We start from the raw sequence: 18,652 nt of genomic DNA on the forward strand, positions 1-18,652 counted from the left end.
CGCCTTTGGAACCCCCTCCGCAGCCAACCTGCGAATCAGTGCCCAATCCTCCAAAGTGATCACTCTCCAATCGTTGAGTGTTCACTTTTCGCCGCCGCAAGTGTTCAGTTTTCGAGCGCCGCCGACACTCATCTCGCCGCGCATGCGCTTTCTGGGGATTGGGGACATGATGCGCAGACTCGCAGCACGCTGGTTCTTCAGTGCCGGGATGATCGTCTTCGCTGGCGCCGTCGTGAACGGTTGTAGGCAAGTAGTCATCCATTTCCCGTCGTAGGTGGGGGACCTGTGCCTGGTTCGGGGTGGACCGCCGCCGAGGTCACCAACTTCTGGTCCACCGTCGGGGCTACGCTCGTCGCGTGTTTGGCGATCATTGCCGGCGTTGTGGTTGCCCAGATCGAGCGGCGCCACCGCGAGCGTGGACAATTCCGAGATGTGCGTCGCGCCGCCTACGTGGATTTTCTTCGCGCGGCGGACAAACTCCGAGTCAGCGGAAATGCACGCGGCAATGCGCTCAATGAACCGCTCGCTCAGTTGCAGGCAGCCTCCACGGCCCTCTTTCTGGTCGCACCATCGCGCGTTAAGGCCCCTGCGCGCCGGCTATGGCCAGCGATTACAAAATGGCACAAGGCGTCCGGACGCGCTCGTATTCTCGCTGGAAAGGCCGTCGACGATCGACTGACGGAGCTGCGAAACGCGATGACGGACGACATCACGCCCAGAAGCGAACGACGCCACATGAGACGGAATCAGGATGTAAGCCCGCCGCAACTCGAACCGCCAACGCTGGACGCGGGCCCCGACGCACGACTCTCCTAACGAAACCGACGACACCTAAGCCCGGCCCATAGTCACACGCGTCCGGTAGTAGGTGCGTCCATAATGCTCAGCGGACGCCCCTATTCGTCCACCCGCTCGCACGGGATTCACGAGTGGCCGCGTGCGGGATTCGGCGCGGGCGACAGCTCCGCTCTCGTTCTTGTTCTCGCATGCGGGTGCTCGATGCGCTCGCTGAACAGGGTCTCAGACGGGGTCGCGACCCTGCACGCCGTTGTCGGCAACAGCATCCGACCAGCCGGCCCCGTCCCGCCACCGGTACTGGTGACGGCCAGACGGGTCGAGCGACCAATGCAGCGGGGGTGACGTCAGGGGGCTGCAGCATCGTGACGATCCCGATCGCGCCGACGAAACGCGTTCGCCGTGCGGGGGCACCCTCTCCACGAGCGTGGGACAAGCATGTTGGCCGCTCAGCGGTGCGCGCGAGCTCAGTTGGCGCGGTGGCGTCGGCGCTTGGCCGACTCGATTGCGACGCCGAGGCCGAGGAGGGTCACGCCGACGAAGAGAGGGACGCCAAAATTGGTCGGAAGGCCGGTGGCGGCCAGGTCGCCTGGATCCGAGGGTGAGTCGAAAGTGTTGGTGACCGTGACGACTGCGACTTGGTCGGCGGTGACGGTGGCGGGGCTGCCTGCGACGGTTGTGGTGACCGACACGGATGCTGACGAGCCGTCCTGTGGTTCGGTGACGGTGCAGACCGTCCCGACGGGCAGGTCGTCGATCGTTGTGGTCGTGTCGCCGGCGGGCGTGTTCGCAGCGATCGTGATGTCCTGCTCCAGTCCGTTGTCGCACGACACGTGCAGCATCACCGCTCCCTGATCGCCGGCCGCTGAACCCGAGATCGTCTTCGTCACCTGCAGCGATGACAACACCGTCTCGTACGTGTTGGTCACGGTGACGTCGGTGATCTGGTCGGCGGTGATGGTGGCGGGGCTGCCTGCGACGGTTGTGGTGACCGACACGGATGCTGACGAGCCGTCCTGTGGTTCGGTGACGGTGCAGACCGTCCCGACGGGCAGGTCGTCGATCGTTGTGGTCGTGTCGCCGGCGGGCGTGTTCGCAGCGATCGTGATGTCCTGCTCCAGTCCGTTGTCGCACGACACGTGCAGCATCACCGCTCCCTGATCGCCGGCCGCTGAACCCGAGATCGTCTTCGTCACCTGCAGCGAACCGACCTGGAAGAAGTCCGCGGTCGCACTGGTCAGGGTGGATACTTCGGCGTCCTGCGCGAGGATGAGCCGCTGGGCGTCATTCACGCCGGTTGTGTTGCCGTCGTAGAGGTAGACGTTGCCGCTGGGCACGGTGGCGACGCCGCGCGCGGTCATGGTCACGGTGCCGCCCGTCACCGCGTTGGGGAGGAGCCAGATTTGGGTGTTGTTGGGCACCGCGGAACCGTCGGCGATAGGAATGGTCCCGCCGGCGTCGGCGTACATCGTGCCGCCCGCGGTTCGCACGGTGATCTGAAGATCGGGGTCGGTGGTATCCGACGTCACCGTGTATGGGCCGAGCGGGGTGTCGGAGGGCCCAGCAGCGGTTGTCGGATCGATGACCAGGTTCGGTGGGCTAGGTTCGGGGAGCGGACCGGCGGCCAGGACTGTGGCCACGATTGCCGCGGTGAATGGTCGAACGGGATCGGTGGACGACAGCACGTAATTGTCACTGAAGAACCAGATCGCGGCCTGCACAGCGGCGGCCCTCGCGTTGTCGTTGGGTGCGTCGGCGGGTTCTCCGGTGTTCGGGTAGTACTCGTCCAGAATCCTCGCGATGTAGCCCACGTTGGGAACGTTCGACTCGTCCCATGTGCCGTTCTCGTAGCCCAGACCCGGGTATGTCAGTGTGCGGATATCGATGCAGAACATATTGAGCGTTTCACCGGAGGTCACCGATTGCGCATGGATGACTCCCGCGAACCCCTCGTTGAGTGGCTCGAATCCGGCGGGAACGTCCGCCGGGTAGCCGGCGGACGGGTCGAACCCGCTGCCGATCGGGGCGATCCCGCCCGTCACCCCCTGACCCGGGCCCGTGCCTGACATGACGATGTCAGTGTTGGGCCCAACCCGGGGAGTCGCACCAGGCGGGCCAGGAGTCGCTTGCGCCGGCATCGCGGACAACACGACGACTGCGGCCCCCACCAGCATCACCATGAGTGCACGCACTGGGGTCCGCGCCGTGGATCGCGCCATTCCGTCACCTCCGTCGGAGATGGAACCGCCTACGCCGATCGAGCTCGACGGAAACCGCGACACAGCTCGAAGTCGGACAGACAGATTGCATCGCTGGACAGAATCTAGCCGCACTGAATCAAGTGGTCTACCCCACGGGCTGTGTACTTGCTCTCATTCGCCGAGGGGCAGTCTCGGTTACTGCTGTCGGCGAAGCGACCATCGTGGCTCTCGTCGCCGAGCAGCTCGAGCCCTGCGACCACGCATGTTGTGCGGATACGTCCCGTTCTTGCTCAGGCCACGCGCCCCTAAAGGTTGCATCGGCGACGATCACGATCGCGCCGCATGCGCACCGAGAGCTCCGCTCCCGATCTTCTGTCGCATCCGAGGTTGCCTTGCTGACCGGCCTTCATGCCACGCTCCATGACGCCTACAGGCATCGAATGCGCGACGGCCGTCCTTCACCGTGCCGGCGCGTATTGGGATGCTGCGGCTAGGTCATGAGCGACGTTTTGCGCCGGCACGCCGGCCCGCGAGGAATGCGAGCGCGACCAGGCCGAAGGCCAGCACGACCATTCCGACGATGGTCGTGGGGGATAGGAACACTCCCGCACTGGCAGGTGCGAAGGTCGCATGGGCGAGAGGCTGATACGCGAACCAGCCGAACGCTACCGGGGTGAGCAGCCCGGCGATGAGGATGACGGCACCGGCCACCGCCAGGGCCACGGCAACGCCCCACGCCAGGAGCGCTCGACGTCTCGCCATACGCTCGACATTACAGACGCGGGCCAGATGATCGCGGCGTTCACATGACCTTGCACGCCGACGGCTCGGCTTATTGCGCGCCGGCGTACCCAGTTCCGTTCCCCGCCCGCGTGAGTGTCAGCGACGACTGATCGAACGCACGATCGCGCCCAGCACCACGACAGCGCCCGCGGCTGCGGCGATCACGACGCCGGGACGCTCGCGATAGGTCTGCTTCAGCTTGTCCGTCCACGCCCCCGCGACCGTCTTGGTCTGGGCGACAAGGCTGTCGACATCGACGTTGTCGGCTACATCCTTGATGCTCGCGGTTGCGGCCTTCGCGGCGTCGACCGCGGCATCGGCGGCTTTTCCGGCCGCGGCCTTCGCCTCGGACGCCGCGCTCTTGGCTCCATCGACGACGTCCCCGACCTTCTCGCTCACCGTGTCTGCGATGTCGCTCACGGTTCCTGCGACATCGCTCTTCGTGGCTTTCGCGCCAGCCGAGACCTCGTCAGCGATCTGCTCCGCCGTGGCGCCGAACGATTCTGCGCCCTCGGCGGCCGACATGCGCACTCGCTCGGCGGCGTCTCGCGCCGCCTGTGTGGCTTCGGAGTTTCCCTGGGTGTCGGTCATTTTCGTCTCCCTTGGTCGTGCGGTCGCGCAATCGTACGCGCGCAAGCCGTGACCGAGCATGAAAACGAGGTGGGGTTGCCAGCGGCGCGAACGGATGCTACGCCCCTGGGTCGGCCGCTGCTCTGTCGAGCGGTATCCATCGTCGATCGCCTGGGTCCATGCCTCGGGTGCCGGCTTGCCCATCTGTGCCGACGGGGCGGGGTAGCTCTTCTGCGCCGTTCGTGACGGGGTTACGGTCGGTTGCATGGCCTCGCTGCTGGAACGCCTGGGGGACGCGATGAACTCCCATGATCCGGTACGGGTTGCATCGCTCGTCGCGCAGGACTACGAGAGCAGCCAGCCGGCACACCCCGCCCGCGCATTCGGCGGCCGTGAGCAGGTGCTCGCCAACTGGTCGGCGGTGTTCCAGGGCGTCCCCGATTTCACTGCCCGTGAGGGCGATATCGACGCCGCGGTACGTGACCTCTACCGGTCGCCGATGAGCGACTGACCGAGTCGCCTCCTATCGCGAAACTGACGAACACGCGCTGAGGGCTCCGATCGCATCCGCGGCGCGCTGTGCGATCCCGAGTCGTCGTGATACCCGACGCCGGGGCCGTCGCGGGTGGCGGACGCTCGGTTCATGAATGGGATCAAGATCGGCGACGCCCGCGCCGGAGCCATCAGTCGTCTTCGTTCTCCCGCTGCTCTTCCTTGAGTCGCTTCTCCTCCTCTTGGGCTTGCTTGCGCTGCTCCCGCTCGAGTTGCTTCTGCTCCTGCTCAGCCTGCTTGCGCTCCTCCTCCGTCAGACCCGAGTCCTCGCCGCCGCCGGTTCCGGTGGTCACCTCGGTGGGCGGGGCGTCGGACGGGTCCGGGGCTGCAGGAGTTGTCACCACCGGCGCGGGCGCGGGTTGCGGCTGATTGAGCGCCGCGATCCCGACGACCGCTCCGACGAGGACCGTAACGGCCGCAAGTGCGGCCATCAGGCGCTTGCGCCGGGTGGTTCGCCCGGCTGCGGTTGCGTCCGCCGCGAGTGCCGCCGCGTCGGGTCGACCGGCCGCGGCCGTGACGACGCCGCCAGCCGGAGCGATCAGCGTCGGGGCGGTGAATGGGACGGTGGCCGCCGTCGTTGCGGCGAAGGTGCCGGCCGGAGTGCGCTGTGCGAGGTTGCCGGCGGCTGCCGCGACCTCGGCGGCGGTCGGTCGCTGCGCAGAGTCGGGATGCAGCATCCGTGTCAGCAGATCGGTCCAGGGCTCATCCAGGGAAGCGGGGATCTCGGGCCGGCTCTCCAGGCGAGCGACCGCGGCGGCCATGCCGCCGCCCTGCGGGTGCGCCCGCGCGCCGGTGAGGGCCTCCAGAAACACGAGACCCAGCGAATAGATGTCGGCCGCAGGTGTGGGCGAGTCACCGCGGAGCTGCTCGGGGGCCAGGTAAGCCAACGTTCCGATCACCAGCCCCGGAGAGGTGATCCGCGATGTGTCGAGCAAGTAGGCGATCCCGAAGTCCGCGAGCTTCGCGCGCGGGCGCGCGCCCGGGATCTGCGGAGGACTCAGCAGCACGTTGGAGGGTTTGATGTCGCGGTGCACGACACCGGCCTTGTGGACGACATGCAGTGCCTCGGAGAGCTCGGCCCCGAGGTGACCGACGATGTCGGGTGGCAGCGGTCCGCCCGAGGCCAGTCGAGAACCGAGAGTCGGGCCGTCGACGAACTCCATGGCGAGGTACTCGGGCTGGCCGGGCACGAGGCGGGCATCGAAGAGGGTGACGAGCGACGGGTGGTTCAACGAAGCGAGCACCGTCATCTCGCTGCGTGCGCGCTCCGACGAAGCGCCGTCGATGCCGGGCCGGATGAGCTTGATCGCCACCGTGCGGCCGAGCATCACGTCCTCCGCGCGGTAGACCCGGGCCATGCCACCCTCGCCGACGCACTCGCCCAGCCGATAGCGGCCGTCGAGCAGCGGCGCCGTGTCGTCGGCGTTCGCATCTGTCATCGGTTCCTCCTGGCCGCGGACCGAGCCCGCGACAGCCCCTTCGACGGTAGCCGCTGCGTACGCATCGCGACGTGCCCTTGACGGTTCTGCGCGACCGTGGGAGCGAGGATCTCGCCGTCGCGGTAGGGCAGCGCGCCGTTCTCCGTGTCGTGCTGAACACCTCATAGCTGCACAGGCCGGCATCGGCGTAGCCTGCGCGCATGAGTCCGGAACAGCCAGGATCGACAGGCACTGCCCGCGCCGGCGGGATCGCGGCGGTTCTGGCCGGTTCGATGTTGTTCGTGGCACTGCCCCTGGAACTGCTTGCCGGTCGGCCAGATGCCGACAACGTGGCCGCGTCGCTGGCATGGCTCGAACGCAATGCCGCACTGGCGAGCGTCACCGCGGGACTCCAGCTGTCGGGCGGTGCGCTGCTCATCGTCGCGGTGACGGGCTTCGCTCTGGTCCTGCGTCGCCAGGTCGGACCAGCGCTCGGATCGGCCACCGTCTTCGGTGTGTTCGCGGGAGCGCTGTTCGCGGCCGTGGGCGCGATTCGAGGCAATACCGGTGCGATCCAGTACATCGGCAGCTTCGAGCAGGACTGGGCGGAGTCCGCCTACCTCGCGACACACCTCATCGGAGTCCAATCGCTTCTTCCGCTTGCGGAAATCGCGGCGAGCGGTTGGCTCATCATCATCTCGATCGCGGCCGCCCGGCGCGGCCTGCCTGGGCTCCTCGCCGTCGGGGTGCTGCCCGCGGTCGGAGTTCTCGCGGCACTTCTGGCGAAGTTCGCGCCCGTCCTGACCGCGGGCGACCAGATCGGGCTCGGCTGGTTCCTCCACATCGGGAACATCCTCGTCGGGGTCCCGCTCGGGATCGTCGCCGTCGGGATCGCACTGCTCGTTCCCGATGCCGCCGCGAGGTTCGCGACCGGACTCCGGTCACACCAGGAGCCGAAGTAGCCGTGCCCGAAGCGGGCTTGGACCTGCGCGCCGCGCGAGGCGATGCCGGAAACCGCAGGCTGCACCACCGATTGCGGGTGCTGGCGACCAAGCACAACAAGCACATCGTCGCGACCACCGCGACACCACATATCAGTAGTAGCCGCCCTCCGGGTCGGGCGCCAGGTACACGCCGACCACATCGTCGCGGAGGATGAACCGGATGTGGGCCGCTGGTTCGCCGGACGGAGCTGGTGGGACCAGGCTGGGCTCGATGTTGAAGTCGGCGATCGTGTCGAACGTGGGTGCAGAACACCGGAACAGTGAGACGCGACCTTCCGCCACGATCGCGAGGCACCGCAGATCCTCGGGTTCCGTCGTCGTCGTGCTCCAGACCTCCAGCGCGCCATATGAGCCGTGGGAGACGAAGTCGGCGGCGGTCAGGCCGAGGAACTCCACATCCTCGTCGACAGCGAACGTCCCCTCCACCGAGTCGTCCTGCGTGAGCTGCGCCACCGGCCGACGCTCGCTCGCCTGGTTCACAACGAGCACGACGATCGCGATCACGGCGATCAGCGTTGCAGTGGCGGCGATTGCCCAGGGGAGGATGCCGCTCGCCCGGCGCTCGCCCGAATCTCGCGCCATGGGCTCGACCGGCGCCGCTGGTGACTCATCCATGACGTGTCCTCCTGCCTCTTCACGTCCATCGACGCGTGTCCCGGTTTCGGCGTGGTACCGATGCCCGGCGACCGGTATCGGCGCGGTTCCGACGGTCTTGACGCCTGTCGCGTGCAGGCTCACAGTGGCGTCATGGAGGTGCGCGTACTCGGTGCACTTGCACTCGACGACGGCCGGATCCCGCTGGCTCGGCGGGAACGCGCGGTTCTCAGCGCGCTGACGGTGCAGCCGGGCATCTCCCTCTCCGCCGGAGCGCTGGCCGCTGCGCTGTGGGGCGACGAGCTCCCCGCCTCGTGGACGAAGGTGATCCAGGGATGCGTGATGCGACTACGTCGACTGATCGCGCCCGCCCAGATCGAGACCACGCCGCACGGGTATCGGCTGTTGCCGGACCACGTGGAGATCGACGCCGACCTCTTCGCGAGCCTCGTCCAGCGAGGAAGCGACCAACTCGAACTCGGCGAACCCGAACGCGCCGCGCATACGTTGTCGGAGGCGCTGGCGCTGTGGCGGGGTGAGGCCTATGCCGAGCTGGTCGACTGGCAGCCGGCTCGGATCGCCGCCGGTCGCTTGGAAGAGTTGCGGCTGTCGGCCGAGGAGCTGCTGCTCGACGCACGGCTGCAGGCCGGCGAGGTGCCGGAGGTGGCGGCCTCGGCACGCGCGCGTGTCGCGGAGGCGCCGCTCCGCGAGAGGCGCTGGGTGGTGCTCGCCGCGGCGCAATACCGCCAGGGCCGGCAGGCTGACGCTCTCGCCACGGTACGCAGCGCGCGATCGCTGCTCGCCGCAGAGTTGGGGCTGGATCCCTGCGTCGAGCTGGCCGAACTGGAGAAGGCGATACTGCGCCAAGACCCCGACCTCCTCTCCGACCGCGTGTTCCGGGCGGCGTCGGCCGAGTGTCCGTACTTCGGCCTTCCGCCGGCCGACGTGCAAGACGCGGACCGGTACTTCGGTCGTGAGCAGGAGCTGGCCGAGGCCCTGCGGATGCTCGAGGAGCACGGCGTGCTCCTCGTCGCCGGAGCATCGGGAGTGGGCAAATCGTCGTTCGTGAGGGCCGGGATCGCTGCGCAGCTGCGCGCGGGCGGTGCCGAGGTGGCCATCATCACGCCCGGGGAGCATCCGGTCGAGGCTTTGAGAGGCGCCGACCTCGAGGGCGCAGCATCCGTCCTCATCGTTGATCAGGGCGAGCAGGCCTTCGCCGCAGACGAGCCCGGCGAGTCCCGCGAGTTCTTCTCAGCCCTGTCTCAGCTGGTCTTCCGCGACACGCTCGTCCTCGCGCTGCGAGCCGATCGGCTCGGAGACCTGGCCGAGCAGGAGGGCTTCACGCAGATCATCCGGTCACGGATGCTGATGCTCACCTCGCTCGGATCAGACGGTCTGCGGGCGATCATCGAGAAGCCCGCGGAGCAGGCGGGGCTCATGCTGGAGCCGGGCCTCACTGCAGTCCTGGTCCGCGACGCCGACGGCCGATCGCTCCCACTGCTGTCCCACGCGCTGCGCCAGGTGTGGTCCCGTCGCGAGGGCCGCGTCATGACCGTCGACGGATACCGCGCTTCTGGGGAGATCGACGGCGCCGTCGCGCAGACGGCCGAAGAGGTGTACGCGGAGCTGCCGGAGGAGCAAAGACGACTGCTGCGCGACATCCTGCTGCGCCTCGTCGACGCCGCAGATGGCGTCGCCAACGGCCGTCGCGTCGAACGCGCGCTGGTTGCGATCGATGACGCCCACGCGAGGGTCATCGACCGACTGGTCGACGCCCGCCTGCTGACGACGGACGAAGAGTCGGTGCAGCTCTCGCACGAAGCACTGGCTCGGGAGTGGCCGCGCCTGACGGAGTGGCTCGCCGGCGATGTGGAGGGCCAGCGGATCATGCGCCACCTCGCTTCCGCGGCCATCGCCTGGGATGCCATGGGGCGACCGGACAGTGAGCTCTATCGAGGCAGCCGACTGCTGACGGTCCAGCAGTGGCAGGATGCCGCGTCTCCATCACTCACCATGCTCGAGCGCGAGTTCCTGGCGATGTCGGGGGAGCATGAGAAGGCGGAGCTGGCGGCCGCGCAGACTCAACTCCGCCGCGAGCGTCGGATGGTCAGGCGGCTCACCTGGGTGTCGGCGGGGGCCGCCGGCTTGGCGATCATCGCGGTGGCGGCGAGCGTGTTCGCCGGGATCCAGGCGAACATCGCAGGCGAGGCCGCGATCGCCACCACGGCCCGCAGAGTAGCCGAGGTTGCGATCGACGAGCCGAACCTCGATCGAGCCTTGCTGCTCGCCGCCCAGGCCATCCACCTGGACGACAGTCCGGAAGCGAGGGTCAGCCTCATGGAGGTCTTCGCGCGGGCGCCCCGGGCCACGTCGGTGACGCACACCGAGCCCAAGGACCGGACGGGCGACTTCCCTGGGCCGGAACTCGTCAACGAGTACTCGCCGGACGGCGCCCTGCTCGCCATCCCCGCTCCTCTCCAGTCGGAGGATGCCTCGTGGGGGACGATCAAGCTCTGGAGGACGAGCGCGCCGGAAGACACCAGTCCCACGACGCTGTGGCTGAAGGTCAGGGGCGATGACCCGATGACCGGCTTCGCGAAGCGGATCGTCCTGAGATTCTCGGCCGACGGCTCCCGCCTCTACGCGAGCGGAAACGGGCCGATCACCGTGTTCGACACGGCGACGGGAGCGCAGCTGGATGAGATCCGGGCAAACGGGCTGCTCGCCGTCAGCGCCGATGAGCGCCGCCTGGCGATCGGAGCCGACGGGGTGGGGGTGCGCATCGTGGATCCCGCGGGGACCACCGCGCCGGTCGTCATCCCGCTGCCCCGCGCTGCGGTGGCGGCAGAGTTCAGTCCGGACGGGTCCCAGCTCGCGGTGGCCGACACCGCGGGAAGCATCGCACTGGCGAGCATCGACACCGCCGACGTCACCGAGATTCTCGGCGGACACCAGGGTTCTGTCGCGGAGATCGGGTACCGGACGGATGAGGAACTGGTGACCATCGCGAGCGTCGGCGAGGTGATCACGTGGGACCTGGGCGACTGGCCCGCGGAGTACCGCGACGTCGTATCCAACGTGACCGGGCAGACCGAGCGCGCTGTTCGGCTGGAACAGCCCGATGGGCGCATACGGAGCGTGACTGCCGATCCGGCGGTCTGGCTGAAACGCGCGTGCGAGGTCGCCGGGCGGACGCTCACCGAGCGGGAGTGGCAGGAGTACATCGGCGGGATCCCTTACGACCCCGCATGCCGGGGTTGACCGCGCGTCCCGTCGTCGAGCTCGAGCGTTCCGATCCCATCACCGCGCGTGTCGCGATCCCGAGCCGCCATGAAGCCGAAAGCGGTCCCGCGCGGTCAGCGCAGGCACCTCTGGCCGCTGTCGTGTGACCACGGTAGAACGGGTTCATGGGATCCCCGCTGGTGTTGGGGCCGATGCTGCGCTACGTCGATGAGACGTCGGCGAGCATCTGGGTGGAGACGCGAGCCGATTGCCTGGTGCGTGTCCACGCCGGGGGGCGATCGTGGCAGGCCCGCAGCTTCGCCGTGCACGGCCACCATTTCGCCCTCGTCGAAGTCGACCGGCTCGAGCCCGGCACCGTCTCGCCCTACCGGATCGAGATCGACGGGGTCTCGGTCTGGCCGGACCCGCGCTCCGAGTACCCGGCATCGGTGATCGCCACGCGTGCGCCCGGGCGACCGTCGCGGATCGCCTACGGATCGTGCCGCACCAGTGTGCCCCACGACCGGTCAGGCAACCGAACGCATGGCGTCGACTCGTTGCGCGCTTTCGCCCTCGCGGTGGCCGATGGCCGCGAGGTGCGACCCGATCTGCTGCTGTTCCTCGGCGATCAGGTATACGCCGACTCGACCACGAAGCAGATGCAGGAATTCATCCGAAGCCGCCGCGACATTCATGAGGAACCGGGCAAGGAGCTCAAGGACTTCGAAGAGTACGCCCACCTCTATCAACTGGCATGGTCGGATGACGCGAATCGGTGGCTGCTCTCGTGCGTGCCGAGCGCGATGATCTTCGATGACCATGACATCCGCGATGACTGGAACGCCTCGCTCGACTGGAAGAGGAAGATGGAAGCCACCAACTGGTGGCACGAGCGCATCGTCGCCGGCTTGGCGTCGTACTGGGTGTACCAGCACCTCGGCAACTTGTCTCCCCGGGAACGTGCCGCGGACGAGATGTGGCAGCGGGTCATCGGGCGGCGTCACGATGCCCCTTATCCCGACCTGAGCGCCGCGCTCGACGAGTTCGCCGACCGGTGCGACAAGGACCCCGACAGCTACCGCTGGAGTTACTCCCGAGACTTCGATGGAACGCGGCTGATCGTCCTGGATTCACGCGTCTCGAGAGATCTCACTCCGTCGGCTCGGGGACTGCTCAACGGTCAAGAGCTCGCGTGGTTCGACCGCCGGATGCAGGGCGGATTCCGCCACGTCCTGGTCGCCACCTCGCTCCCCTTCCTTCTGCCGCTGGGCTTGCACCATGTGGAGGCTTGGGATGAGGCGATCGCGCAGGGCGCATGGGGTCGACCGGCCGCGTGGGTCGGGGAACAGCTGCGGCAGAGATTCGACCTGGAGCACTGGGCGGCGTTCCAGAACAGCTTCCAGGCGGTTGCCGGGATTGCGACGGAGTTGGCCGACGGCAACCGCGGCCCGTCGCCGCTGACGGTGACCTTCTTATCCGGCGACGTGCACTACTCGTATCTGGCCGAGGTAGAGCGTCCGAACGGCAGCCGCATCTTGCAGGCAGTCTGCTCGCCTGTTCGCAATCCCTTGCCTCGCTTCCTGCGTTGGTTCTCCGTGGTGATGTCGTACGGCGCAGCGACGCCGCTGGGCGCCGCAGCCGCGCATTCCGCAAAGGTTCCCGACCCGCCCTTCCGTTGGAAGACGGTCGAGGGTCCGTGGTTCGACAACAACCTCGCGCTGCTGCAGGACGGACCCGATGGGCTCACGATGACATGGCACACCGGGGTGGTCGAGGACGGAGACGAACGGCATCCTCGTCTCGAAGAGGTGGCGGCGATCACGGTGCCGGCGAAGAGAGATTCCGAAGCTTCGTCCTGAGCGGCTGCGGATCTGTTCGAGTCAGGCGTGCGTGGGGCTCGAACTCGTCGACCCTCCGCGAGAACCGCTGGGGAGCGCGGAAAAGCCGGCACTCGCCTCTTGAGAGTGCCAGTTCAGCTTCCTATCCTTGAAGTGACCACATTCCGGCGGGAGTGCTCGCGTTCGCACGTCCGGGGTTCTGGGAGTCCGTCCTGCGGGCTGTCGCACGGTGACGTGCGTGCTGCGGACGTGACGGGCGGGCGCTTTCTGCTGGTTGATCCAGATCGGAGGCGAACAATGTCAACTGAACCGAACCCTCGATTCGAACTGCGCAGGGTCACCTCTATCAAGTGGCTGATCGAGGACCTCTCTCTGCCCGAGAGCCACCCTGAACGTGTCGTGGCACACGTCTATGAGGTCGACGACCTGGAATACGACGTCGTGTGGCTGCGCGACCTCGGGCTCGCGGAACACTTCATGTGCCCGTCCGACGTCCTCGACGCGGTCATCGACAGGGTCACCGCCCCGCGACTGCCCGCTGCGCGACGCCCGATTCCGATCCCGCACCTGCCGCCGATCCGGGAGCGCATCCTCGCCTGAGGGAAGCCGCCCCTCCCTCCGGTAACGGGGAGGTCGACTTGTACGTCGTGCTTCAGGTGGAACGTGAACCCGGGGTTCCTGAGCAGGTTCGCGTACCACGACCGGGCTCCGGGCGTGCCGGTGATGTACACGTCGCCGTCGATGCTGTGGAACCAGATCTCGATGCGGTGCGGCCGGCCGGAGCGGGCGCCGCGGGTGGTGATATCGACGGTGCGCTGCTCGAGGGTCGATGCCTCGGTGAGGGCGAGGGCGTCGGTGATCGCGGCATCCATCTGTCGCTCCTCCGACGAGTCGTCAGCCGCGCTGCCGCCGCAGCGCGCGACCGAGCCGGGCGGCCGCCTCGGTGAGGAGGTCCTCGCCGGTGTCGCCGAAGGCGAGCCGCAGGTGGCGCGCGGCATCCGTTCCTGGTCCGGAGGGGAAGAACGAGCCGCGCTGGTACTCGACGCCCTCGGCGCTCGCGTCGTCGGCCAGCCGGTCGGGGTCGACGTCCGCGTCACGCAGGCGCGGCCAGAGGAAGAGGCCGCCTTCCGGGACTACGACGTCGAATGCTCCGGGCGCTTCGCGCTCGATCGCCTCGGCCAGCGTGCGTGCACGCGACGCGTAGAGCGCTCGCGCCCGGTCGAGGGTCGCGTCGAACAGCCCCCGGTCCTGGGTCAGCAGGTCGGCGACGACGGCCTGCACGAAGGTCGACGAATGCGAGTCCTGGCGGCTGCGCAGCGCGATGACGTCCGGCACGAGCCGCTCGGGCAGCACGAGCCAGCCCAGGCGCAATCCGGGGCCGAGCGTCTTGGTGAAGGTGTTGACGTGGATCACGTGCTCGGAGTGGTTGAACGGCTCCTCGTCGGGCCCGGGACCGGCGAACCGCAGCTCGCGGTAGGGGTTGTCGGCGAAGATGACGAACCCGTAGTGCTCGGCGAGCCGCACGAGCTCGCGCCGACCCTCGAGCGAGAGGGATCCCTGCGTCGGGTTGTGGAAGTCCGGGACGGTGTACAGCGCGGCCGGACGCGCGCCGTCCCGCAGAAGCGCGCCGAACTCGTCGACGTCGAGACCGTGGGCGCCCACCCGTACGGGAAGGGTGTGCGCCGCCGAGAGCTCGAGACCGCGGAGGAAGAGCGGGAAGATCGGGTTGTCGACGGCGACGAGATCGCCGCGTTCGACGGTCGTCTGGATGGCGAGCGCGAGCCCGTGGAACCCGCCGTTCGTCACCACGATGCGAGAGACCGGCACGCCTTCACGCGCCGCGATCCACTCCCGCAGCGCAGGGATGCCCTCGGTGCGCGAGTACTGCAGCGCCGGCAGGCCGGGCTGCGCGAGCACCCGGGCGGTCGCCTCGGCGAGTTCGCCCGCGGGAAGCACGGAGGGATCGGGGATGCCGCCGAGCAGTTCGATCGCGTCGGCTCGGCGTTCTCGCAGCGTCTGGTCGCCGAAGCCCTTCGGAACCGTGAACGCTGACACCAGGGCGGTGCGTCGGTCGAGGGCGGGCAGGGTGTCGAGGCTCATCGAGGACTCCAATTCTCAGGCGGTGCGGGCGAGTTCGGTGGGGATGCGGGATCCGGGGCGCGGGATCGCCGACAGCAGGGTCTTCGTGTAGTCGTCCTGCGGGTCGGCGAACACCCGCTCGACGGGTCCGCTCTCGACGACCTTGCCGTTGCGCAGCACGGAGACGGAGTCGGCGACCTGCCGGACGAGCGCGAGGTCGTGCGAGACGAACAGGTAGGTGAGGCCGCGCTCGGCCTGAAGCGTCAGGAGCACCTCGACGATGTCGGCCTGCACGCTCACGTCGAGGGCACTGGTGGGCTCGTCGAGCACGATGACGTCGGGCTCGAGCACCAGCGCTCGCGCGATGGCGACGCGCTGCCGCTGACCGCCCGACAGTTCGGCGGCCCGACGGCGGGCGTGTGCGGGCGTGAGCCCGACGGCGGCGAGCGTCTCGGCCACGCGGGCCGCGCGCTCGCGGCGCGCGCCGACCCGGTACCGCTCGAGCGGCTCGCGCACGATGGCGCCGACGCGCCACGACGGGTCGAGGGAGGTGAACGGGTTCTGGTACACCAGCTGCAGATGACGACGGATGCTGCGCACCGCGTCCGCGCTGCGCCCCACGACGGACTCGCCGTCGACGAGGAGAATGCCGGCATCCGGATGCTCGAGGCCCAGGAGCGTTCGCAGCGCCGTCGTCTTGCCCGAGCCCGACTCGCCCACGAGGGCGTGGGTCGTGCCCGCGGGCACGGAGAACGACACATCGTCGAGCGCCTTCACCGCGCCGCCGTCGGCCGAGAAGGTCTTCGTGAGACCCGACACCTCGATCCGCAGCGGCGCACCCACGACGGGCGGCCGGTCCGCGCGCAGTGCGGCGTAGCGCTCGGGGTTCAGTGCCGGCGCGTCCGCCTGCAGTCGAACCGTGTAGTCCGATCCAGGCTGGGCGAACACGTCACCGGTGGCCCCGGCATCCTGTACCCGTCCGTCCTTGAGGACCACGATGCGGTCGGTGCGCTCCCCGGCGATGGCGAGGTCGTGCGTGATGAGCAGCAGTCCGATGCCGCGTTCGGTCTGCAGCTGGGTCAGAACATCGAGGATGCGCTTCTGGATGGTGACGTCGAGCGCGCTCGTGGGCTCGTCGGCGACGATGAGCGCGGGTGCCGGAATCAGTGCCAGGCCGATGAGCACCCTCTGCAGCATGCCGCCCGACAGCTGGTGCGGGTAGGAGTCGTACGCACGGTGCGGGTCGGAGAGCCCGACCTTCTCAAACGTGTCGAGGATGAGCAGCCGTCGGGCCTTCGCGTCGCGCGGCTCGAAGAGCGCTGCGGCCTCGTGGGCCTGCGCGCCGATGCGACGGACGGGGTTGAGCGCGTTCGCCGGATCCTGGGGGACGAAGCCGATCTGGCGGCCCCGGAGCGGACGGAACCGCCGCTCCGGCAGCGACAGGGTCTCGGTGCCCTGGAACTCCACGCTTCCCCGCGCCCGAGCGCCCTCGGGCAGCAGGCGCAGGATCGACCGGGCGATCGTGGACTTGCCCGATCCGGACTCGCCGATGAGCGCGAGGCTCTCGCCGCGGGCGAGGCTGAAGCCCGCGTCGAAGACGACCGGGGTCGATCCGTACCAGACCGACAGGCCGTCGACGCGGAGGAGGTCGTGGGAGGGGGTCATGAGCGATCCTTCTGTCTGCCGGTCAGGAGGTCTTGCGCAGCCAGCGGCTGATGCGGTTGATGGAGAGCACCGTCGCGACGGTGACGAGCGCCGGGTAGAGCACGAGCCACGGAGCGCGTGGGTAGTCCTTGCCCGACGAGATGAGCAGGCCCCAGTCCGAAGCCGGCGGCGGGTCGCCGTAACCCAGGAAGGCGAGCCCCGCGATGACGAGGATCGACAGGCCGAACTGCAGCACCGCGAGGGTAAGCACCGAGCGCGAGGCGTTGGGCAGCACATGGCGGAAGAGGATGTGACCGCGCGAGCCGCCCTGGAGAGCGGATGCCTCGACGAAGACCGCGCGCCTGGTCTTGATGACCTCCGACCTCATGACGCGGGCGAACACCGCGACGGCCGAGACGCCGGTCGCGATCGCGGCGTTGATGGTCTGGAAGCCGAGCGCGCTCACGATGACGACCGCGAGGAGGAAGCTGGGGATGGCGAGCAGCACGTCCACGACGCGCGCGAGCGCGACATCCGTCCACCCTGCGAAGAAGCCGGCCACCAGGCCGATCGCACCCCCGACGACGACCCCGATCCCGACGGCCACGAGCGCGCTCAGCACCGACGACTGGGTGCCGAACACCACGCGCGCGAACTGGTCGCGGCCGAGCTGGTCGGTGCCGAACAGGTGCTCGAGGCTCGGCGGCAGGAACTTGTCGGCCGGAACGCCGACCGCGGGATCGTAGGACGTGAACAGCGTGGGGATGCTCGCCCAGGCGAGCACGACGGCGAGGGCGATGAACGATGCGACGACGGTCGGCGGCACGACCGCGGCGAAGGCGCGGCCGGCCGTGACAGGGCGTCGGATCGTGAGGGCTGCGCCGGTCATATGACGCTCACCTCCTCCTGGAGCGGGGTCCGGGTCGGCTGCTCGGCGGCGGGTGACGTGTCGCGCGAGCGGAGGGTCCGCTCGAGGCTCACCCGCGGGTCGAGCAGGGGGTACGCGAGGTCGGCGATGAGGTTCACGACCACGAAGACGACGGCCGCGAGCGAGACGACGGCCTGCAGCACCGGCAGGTCCTGGCTGGCGACGGCGCGCTGCACGAGTGTGCCGATGCCGGTGCGGCCGAAGATCGTCTCGGTGATGAGCGAGCCGCCGAGCAGCTCGCCGACGATGAGCGCCAGCACGGTGATCGTCGGCAGCGCCGAGGGTTTGACGAGATGCCGCGCGAACAGCCGGGTGCGGCGCAGCCCCTGTGAACGGGCGACAGCGACATACTCCTGGCGCGACTCGTGATCGAGGTTGGCGATGAGCACCTCGGCGAGCTGGGCCGACACGGGGATGCCGAGGGCGATCGCCGCGAAGAAGGTGGACCAGGGACTCTCGGCGTCGATGATGCGGAACAGCCCGAGGCCGAACGCGAAGACCTGGATGAGCAGCAGGCCGATCACGAAGTTCGGCACCGACAGGAACAATGACGGGAGCGCCCGCAGAAGACCCTGCCCGTACTTCGCGGGCAGCACCTGGGTGCCCCACGCGATGAGCGCGGCCAGGATGATCGCGACGACCAGTGCCGTCGAGGCGAGGATGAGCGTGGACGGCAGCGCCTCGGCGATGAGCTGGCCCACCGGGAGGTTGGAGCGCAGCGAGATGCCGAAGTCGCCGGTGAGGAAGCGCGTCAGCGAGGTCCACAGCTGCGTCAGCAGCGGCTCGTCGAGCCCGTAGTAGGCGATGATGCGGTCGATGTCCTCCTGCGTGAACCCGTTGTCGGGATTCTTCAGGGTGCTCGACACGGGGTCGCCGGGCAGCACGCTGATCACGAAGAACGTGAAGACATAGGCGAGCAGCACGACGACGATCGCCTGCGCCGTGCGCGAGAGCGCGAAGCGCGCGTAAGGGGATTTCATCTCGGCATCCTCGGGATCTTCAAACGGATGCCGGGGCGCCGCGC

The 18,652-nt window shown here is 68.5% G+C and carries 15 protein-coding genes; 6 read left to right on the plus strand and 9 right to left on the minus strand.

Features of this window, described 5'->3' with window-relative positions; translation table 11 throughout:
• On the plus strand, positions 1 to 274 hold a 274-nt coding region (locus tag RS82_RS21610; RefSeq protein ID WP_211255842.1), incomplete at its 5' end, for a hypothetical protein.
• A gap of 988 nt (positions 275 to 1,262) precedes the next feature.
• Here RS82_RS21610 and RS82_RS01965 read toward each other — a convergent pair.
• The 3 genes from RS82_RS01965 to RS82_RS20550 form a co-directional block, all read right to left on the minus strand.
• Positions 1,263 to 2,864, minus strand: coding sequence for a DUF5979 domain-containing protein (locus RS82_RS01965; protein ID WP_157005288.1), 1,602 nt, complete (start codon positions 2,862 to 2,864; stop codon positions 1,263 to 1,265).
• Positions 2,865 to 3,491: 627 nt separating this feature from the next.
• Positions 3,492 to 3,758 carry a hypothetical protein gene (locus RS82_RS01970; protein WP_045296570.1) on the minus strand — a complete coding sequence of 89 codons (267 nt, stop codon included), beginning with the start codon at positions 3,756 to 3,758 and terminating at the stop codon, positions 3,492 to 3,494.
• Between the two features lie 117 nt (positions 3,759 to 3,875).
• On the minus strand, positions 3,876 to 4,616 hold the full coding sequence (locus tag RS82_RS20550) for a hypothetical protein (protein WP_157005291.1): 741 nt from the start codon (positions 4,614 to 4,616) through the stop codon (positions 3,876 to 3,878).
• On the opposite strand from RS82_RS20550, the gene RS82_RS01980 reads away from it, so the two are divergent.
• Positions 4,615 to 4,860 (plus strand): nuclear transport factor 2 family protein, encoded by a 246-nt coding sequence (locus RS82_RS01980; protein WP_084695403.1) that lies wholly within the window; start codon positions 4,615 to 4,617, stop codon positions 4,858 to 4,860. The two genes, RS82_RS20550 and RS82_RS01980, sit on opposite strands and share 2 nt — an antisense overlap.
• Positions 4,861 to 5,032: 172 nt before the next feature.
• Here the strand turns inward: RS82_RS01980 and RS82_RS01985 are convergent, their stop codons facing one another.
• Complete coding sequence (locus tag RS82_RS01985; RefSeq protein WP_045296572.1) at positions 5,033 to 6,340, minus strand: protein kinase domain-containing protein; 1,308 nt, start codon at positions 6,338 to 6,340, stop codon at positions 5,033 to 5,035.
• A 281-nt stretch (positions 6,341 to 6,621) separates the two neighbouring features.
• Here RS82_RS01985 and RS82_RS01990 point away from each other — a divergent pair, with 281 nt between their 5' ends.
• Entirely contained in the window at positions 6,622 to 7,281 is a 660-nt protein-coding gene (locus RS82_RS01990; RefSeq protein ID WP_045296573.1) for a hypothetical protein, read from the plus strand.
• Between the two features lie 132 nt (positions 7,282 to 7,413).
• Here RS82_RS01990 and RS82_RS01995 read toward each other — a convergent pair whose 3' ends face one another.
• A complete protein-coding gene (locus RS82_RS01995; RefSeq protein ID WP_157005294.1) occupies positions 7,414 to 7,938 on the minus strand; it encodes a hypothetical protein in 525 nt (174 codons plus the stop codon).
• Positions 7,939 to 8,070: 132 nt separating this feature from the next.
• Between RS82_RS01995 and RS82_RS02000 the strand changes: the two genes are divergently transcribed.
• The 3 genes from RS82_RS02000 (at position 8,071) to RS82_RS20950 (ending at position 13,577) form a co-directional block, all read left to right on the plus strand.
• Entirely contained in the window at positions 8,071 to 11,178 is a 3,108-nt protein-coding gene (locus tag RS82_RS02000) for an nSTAND1 domain-containing NTPase (RefSeq protein ID WP_045296575.1), read from the plus strand.
• A 146-nt stretch (positions 11,179 to 11,324) separates the two neighbouring features.
• Complete coding sequence (locus tag RS82_RS02005) at positions 11,325 to 12,998, plus strand: alkaline phosphatase D family protein (protein WP_045296576.1); 1,674 nt, start codon at positions 11,325 to 11,327, stop codon at positions 12,996 to 12,998.
• Between the two features lie 276 nt (positions 12,999 to 13,274).
• A complete protein-coding gene (locus RS82_RS20950) occupies positions 13,275 to 13,577 on the plus strand; it encodes a hypothetical protein (RefSeq protein ID WP_084695405.1) in 303 nt (100 codons plus the stop codon).
• Between the two features lie 294 nt (positions 13,578 to 13,871).
• On the opposite strand, the gene RS82_RS02015 is transcribed toward RS82_RS20950, so the two are convergent.
• From RS82_RS02015 to RS82_RS02030, 4 genes are read right to left on the minus strand one after another with little or no spacing between them, the layout of a single operon-like run.
• The gene (locus tag RS82_RS02015; RefSeq protein WP_045296577.1) at positions 13,872 to 15,077 is read right to left on the minus strand and encodes an aminotransferase-like domain-containing protein; all 1,206 of its coding nucleotides are present in this window, start codon (positions 15,075 to 15,077) and stop codon (positions 13,872 to 13,874) included.
• Between the two features lie 15 nt (positions 15,078 to 15,092).
• The gene (locus RS82_RS02020; protein ID WP_045296578.1) at positions 15,093 to 16,721 is read right to left on the minus strand and encodes a dipeptide ABC transporter ATP-binding protein; all 1,629 of its coding nucleotides are present in this window, start codon (positions 16,719 to 16,721) and stop codon (positions 15,093 to 15,095) included.
• A 22-nt stretch (positions 16,722 to 16,743) separates the two neighbouring features.
• Positions 16,744 to 17,589, minus strand: a complete 846-nt coding sequence (locus RS82_RS02025) for an ABC transporter permease (RefSeq protein WP_045296579.1) — start codon at positions 17,587 to 17,589, stop codon at positions 16,744 to 16,746.
• Positions 17,586 to 18,608: an ABC transporter permease gene (locus RS82_RS02030; protein WP_045296580.1), complete on the minus strand. Its 1,023-nt coding sequence runs from the start codon at positions 18,606 to 18,608 to the stop codon at positions 17,586 to 17,588. Before RS82_RS02030 ends, RS82_RS02025 begins: the two co-directional genes overlap by 4 nt.
• Positions 18,609 to 18,652: the final 44 nt, after the last annotated feature.

Origin of the sequence: Microbacterium trichothecenolyticum (assembly GCF_000956465.1) — a bacterium.
Lineage (GTDB): Bacteria > Actinomycetota > Actinomycetes > Actinomycetales > Microbacteriaceae > Microbacterium > Microbacterium trichothecenolyticum.

What these genes read in the sequence shown, in the direction of transcription:
- RS82_RS01965 (WP_157005288.1), bottom strand. Translation starts at nt 2,864, where the DNA reads ATGTCAGGCACGGGCCCGGGTCAGGGGGTGACGGGCGGGATCGCCCCG.
- RS82_RS01970 (WP_045296570.1), bottom strand. Translation starts at nt 3,758, where the DNA reads ATGGCGAGACGTCGAGCGCTCCTGGCGTGGGGCGTTGCCGTGGCCCTG.
- RS82_RS01980 (WP_084695403.1), top strand. Translation starts at nt 4,615, where the DNA reads ATGGCCTCGCTGCTGGAACGCCTGGGGGACGCGATGAACTCCCATGAT.
- RS82_RS20550 (WP_157005291.1), bottom strand. Translation starts at nt 4,616, where the DNA reads ATGCAACCGACCGTAACCCCGTCACGAACGGCGCAGAAGAGCTACCCC.
- RS82_RS01985 (WP_045296572.1), bottom strand. Translation starts at nt 6,340, where the DNA reads ATGACAGATGCGAACGCCGACGACACGGCGCCGCTGCTCGACGGCCGC.
- RS82_RS01995 (WP_157005294.1), bottom strand. Translation starts at nt 7,938, where the DNA reads ATGGATGAGTCACCAGCGGCGCCGGTCGAGCCCATGGCGCGAGATTCG.
- RS82_RS02000 (WP_045296575.1), top strand. Translation starts at nt 8,071, where the DNA reads ATGGAGGTGCGCGTACTCGGTGCACTTGCACTCGACGACGGCCGGATC.
- RS82_RS02005 (WP_045296576.1), top strand. Translation starts at nt 11,325, where the DNA reads ATGGGATCCCCGCTGGTGTTGGGGCCGATGCTGCGCTACGTCGATGAG.
- RS82_RS20950 (WP_084695405.1), top strand. Translation starts at nt 13,275, where the DNA reads ATGTCAACTGAACCGAACCCTCGATTCGAACTGCGCAGGGTCACCTCT.
- RS82_RS02015 (WP_045296577.1), bottom strand. Translation starts at nt 15,077, where the DNA reads ATGAGCCTCGACACCCTGCCCGCCCTCGACCGACGCACCGCCCTGGTG.
- RS82_RS02020 (WP_045296578.1), bottom strand. Translation starts at nt 16,721, where the DNA reads ATGACCCCCTCCCACGACCTCCTCCGCGTCGACGGCCTGTCGGTCTGG.
- RS82_RS02025 (WP_045296579.1), bottom strand. Translation starts at nt 17,589, where the DNA reads ATGACCGGCGCAGCCCTCACGATCCGACGCCCTGTCACGGCCGGCCGC.
- RS82_RS02030 (WP_045296580.1), bottom strand. Translation starts at nt 18,608, where the DNA reads ATGAAATCCCCTTACGCGCGCTTCGCGCTCTCGCGCACGGCGCAGGCG.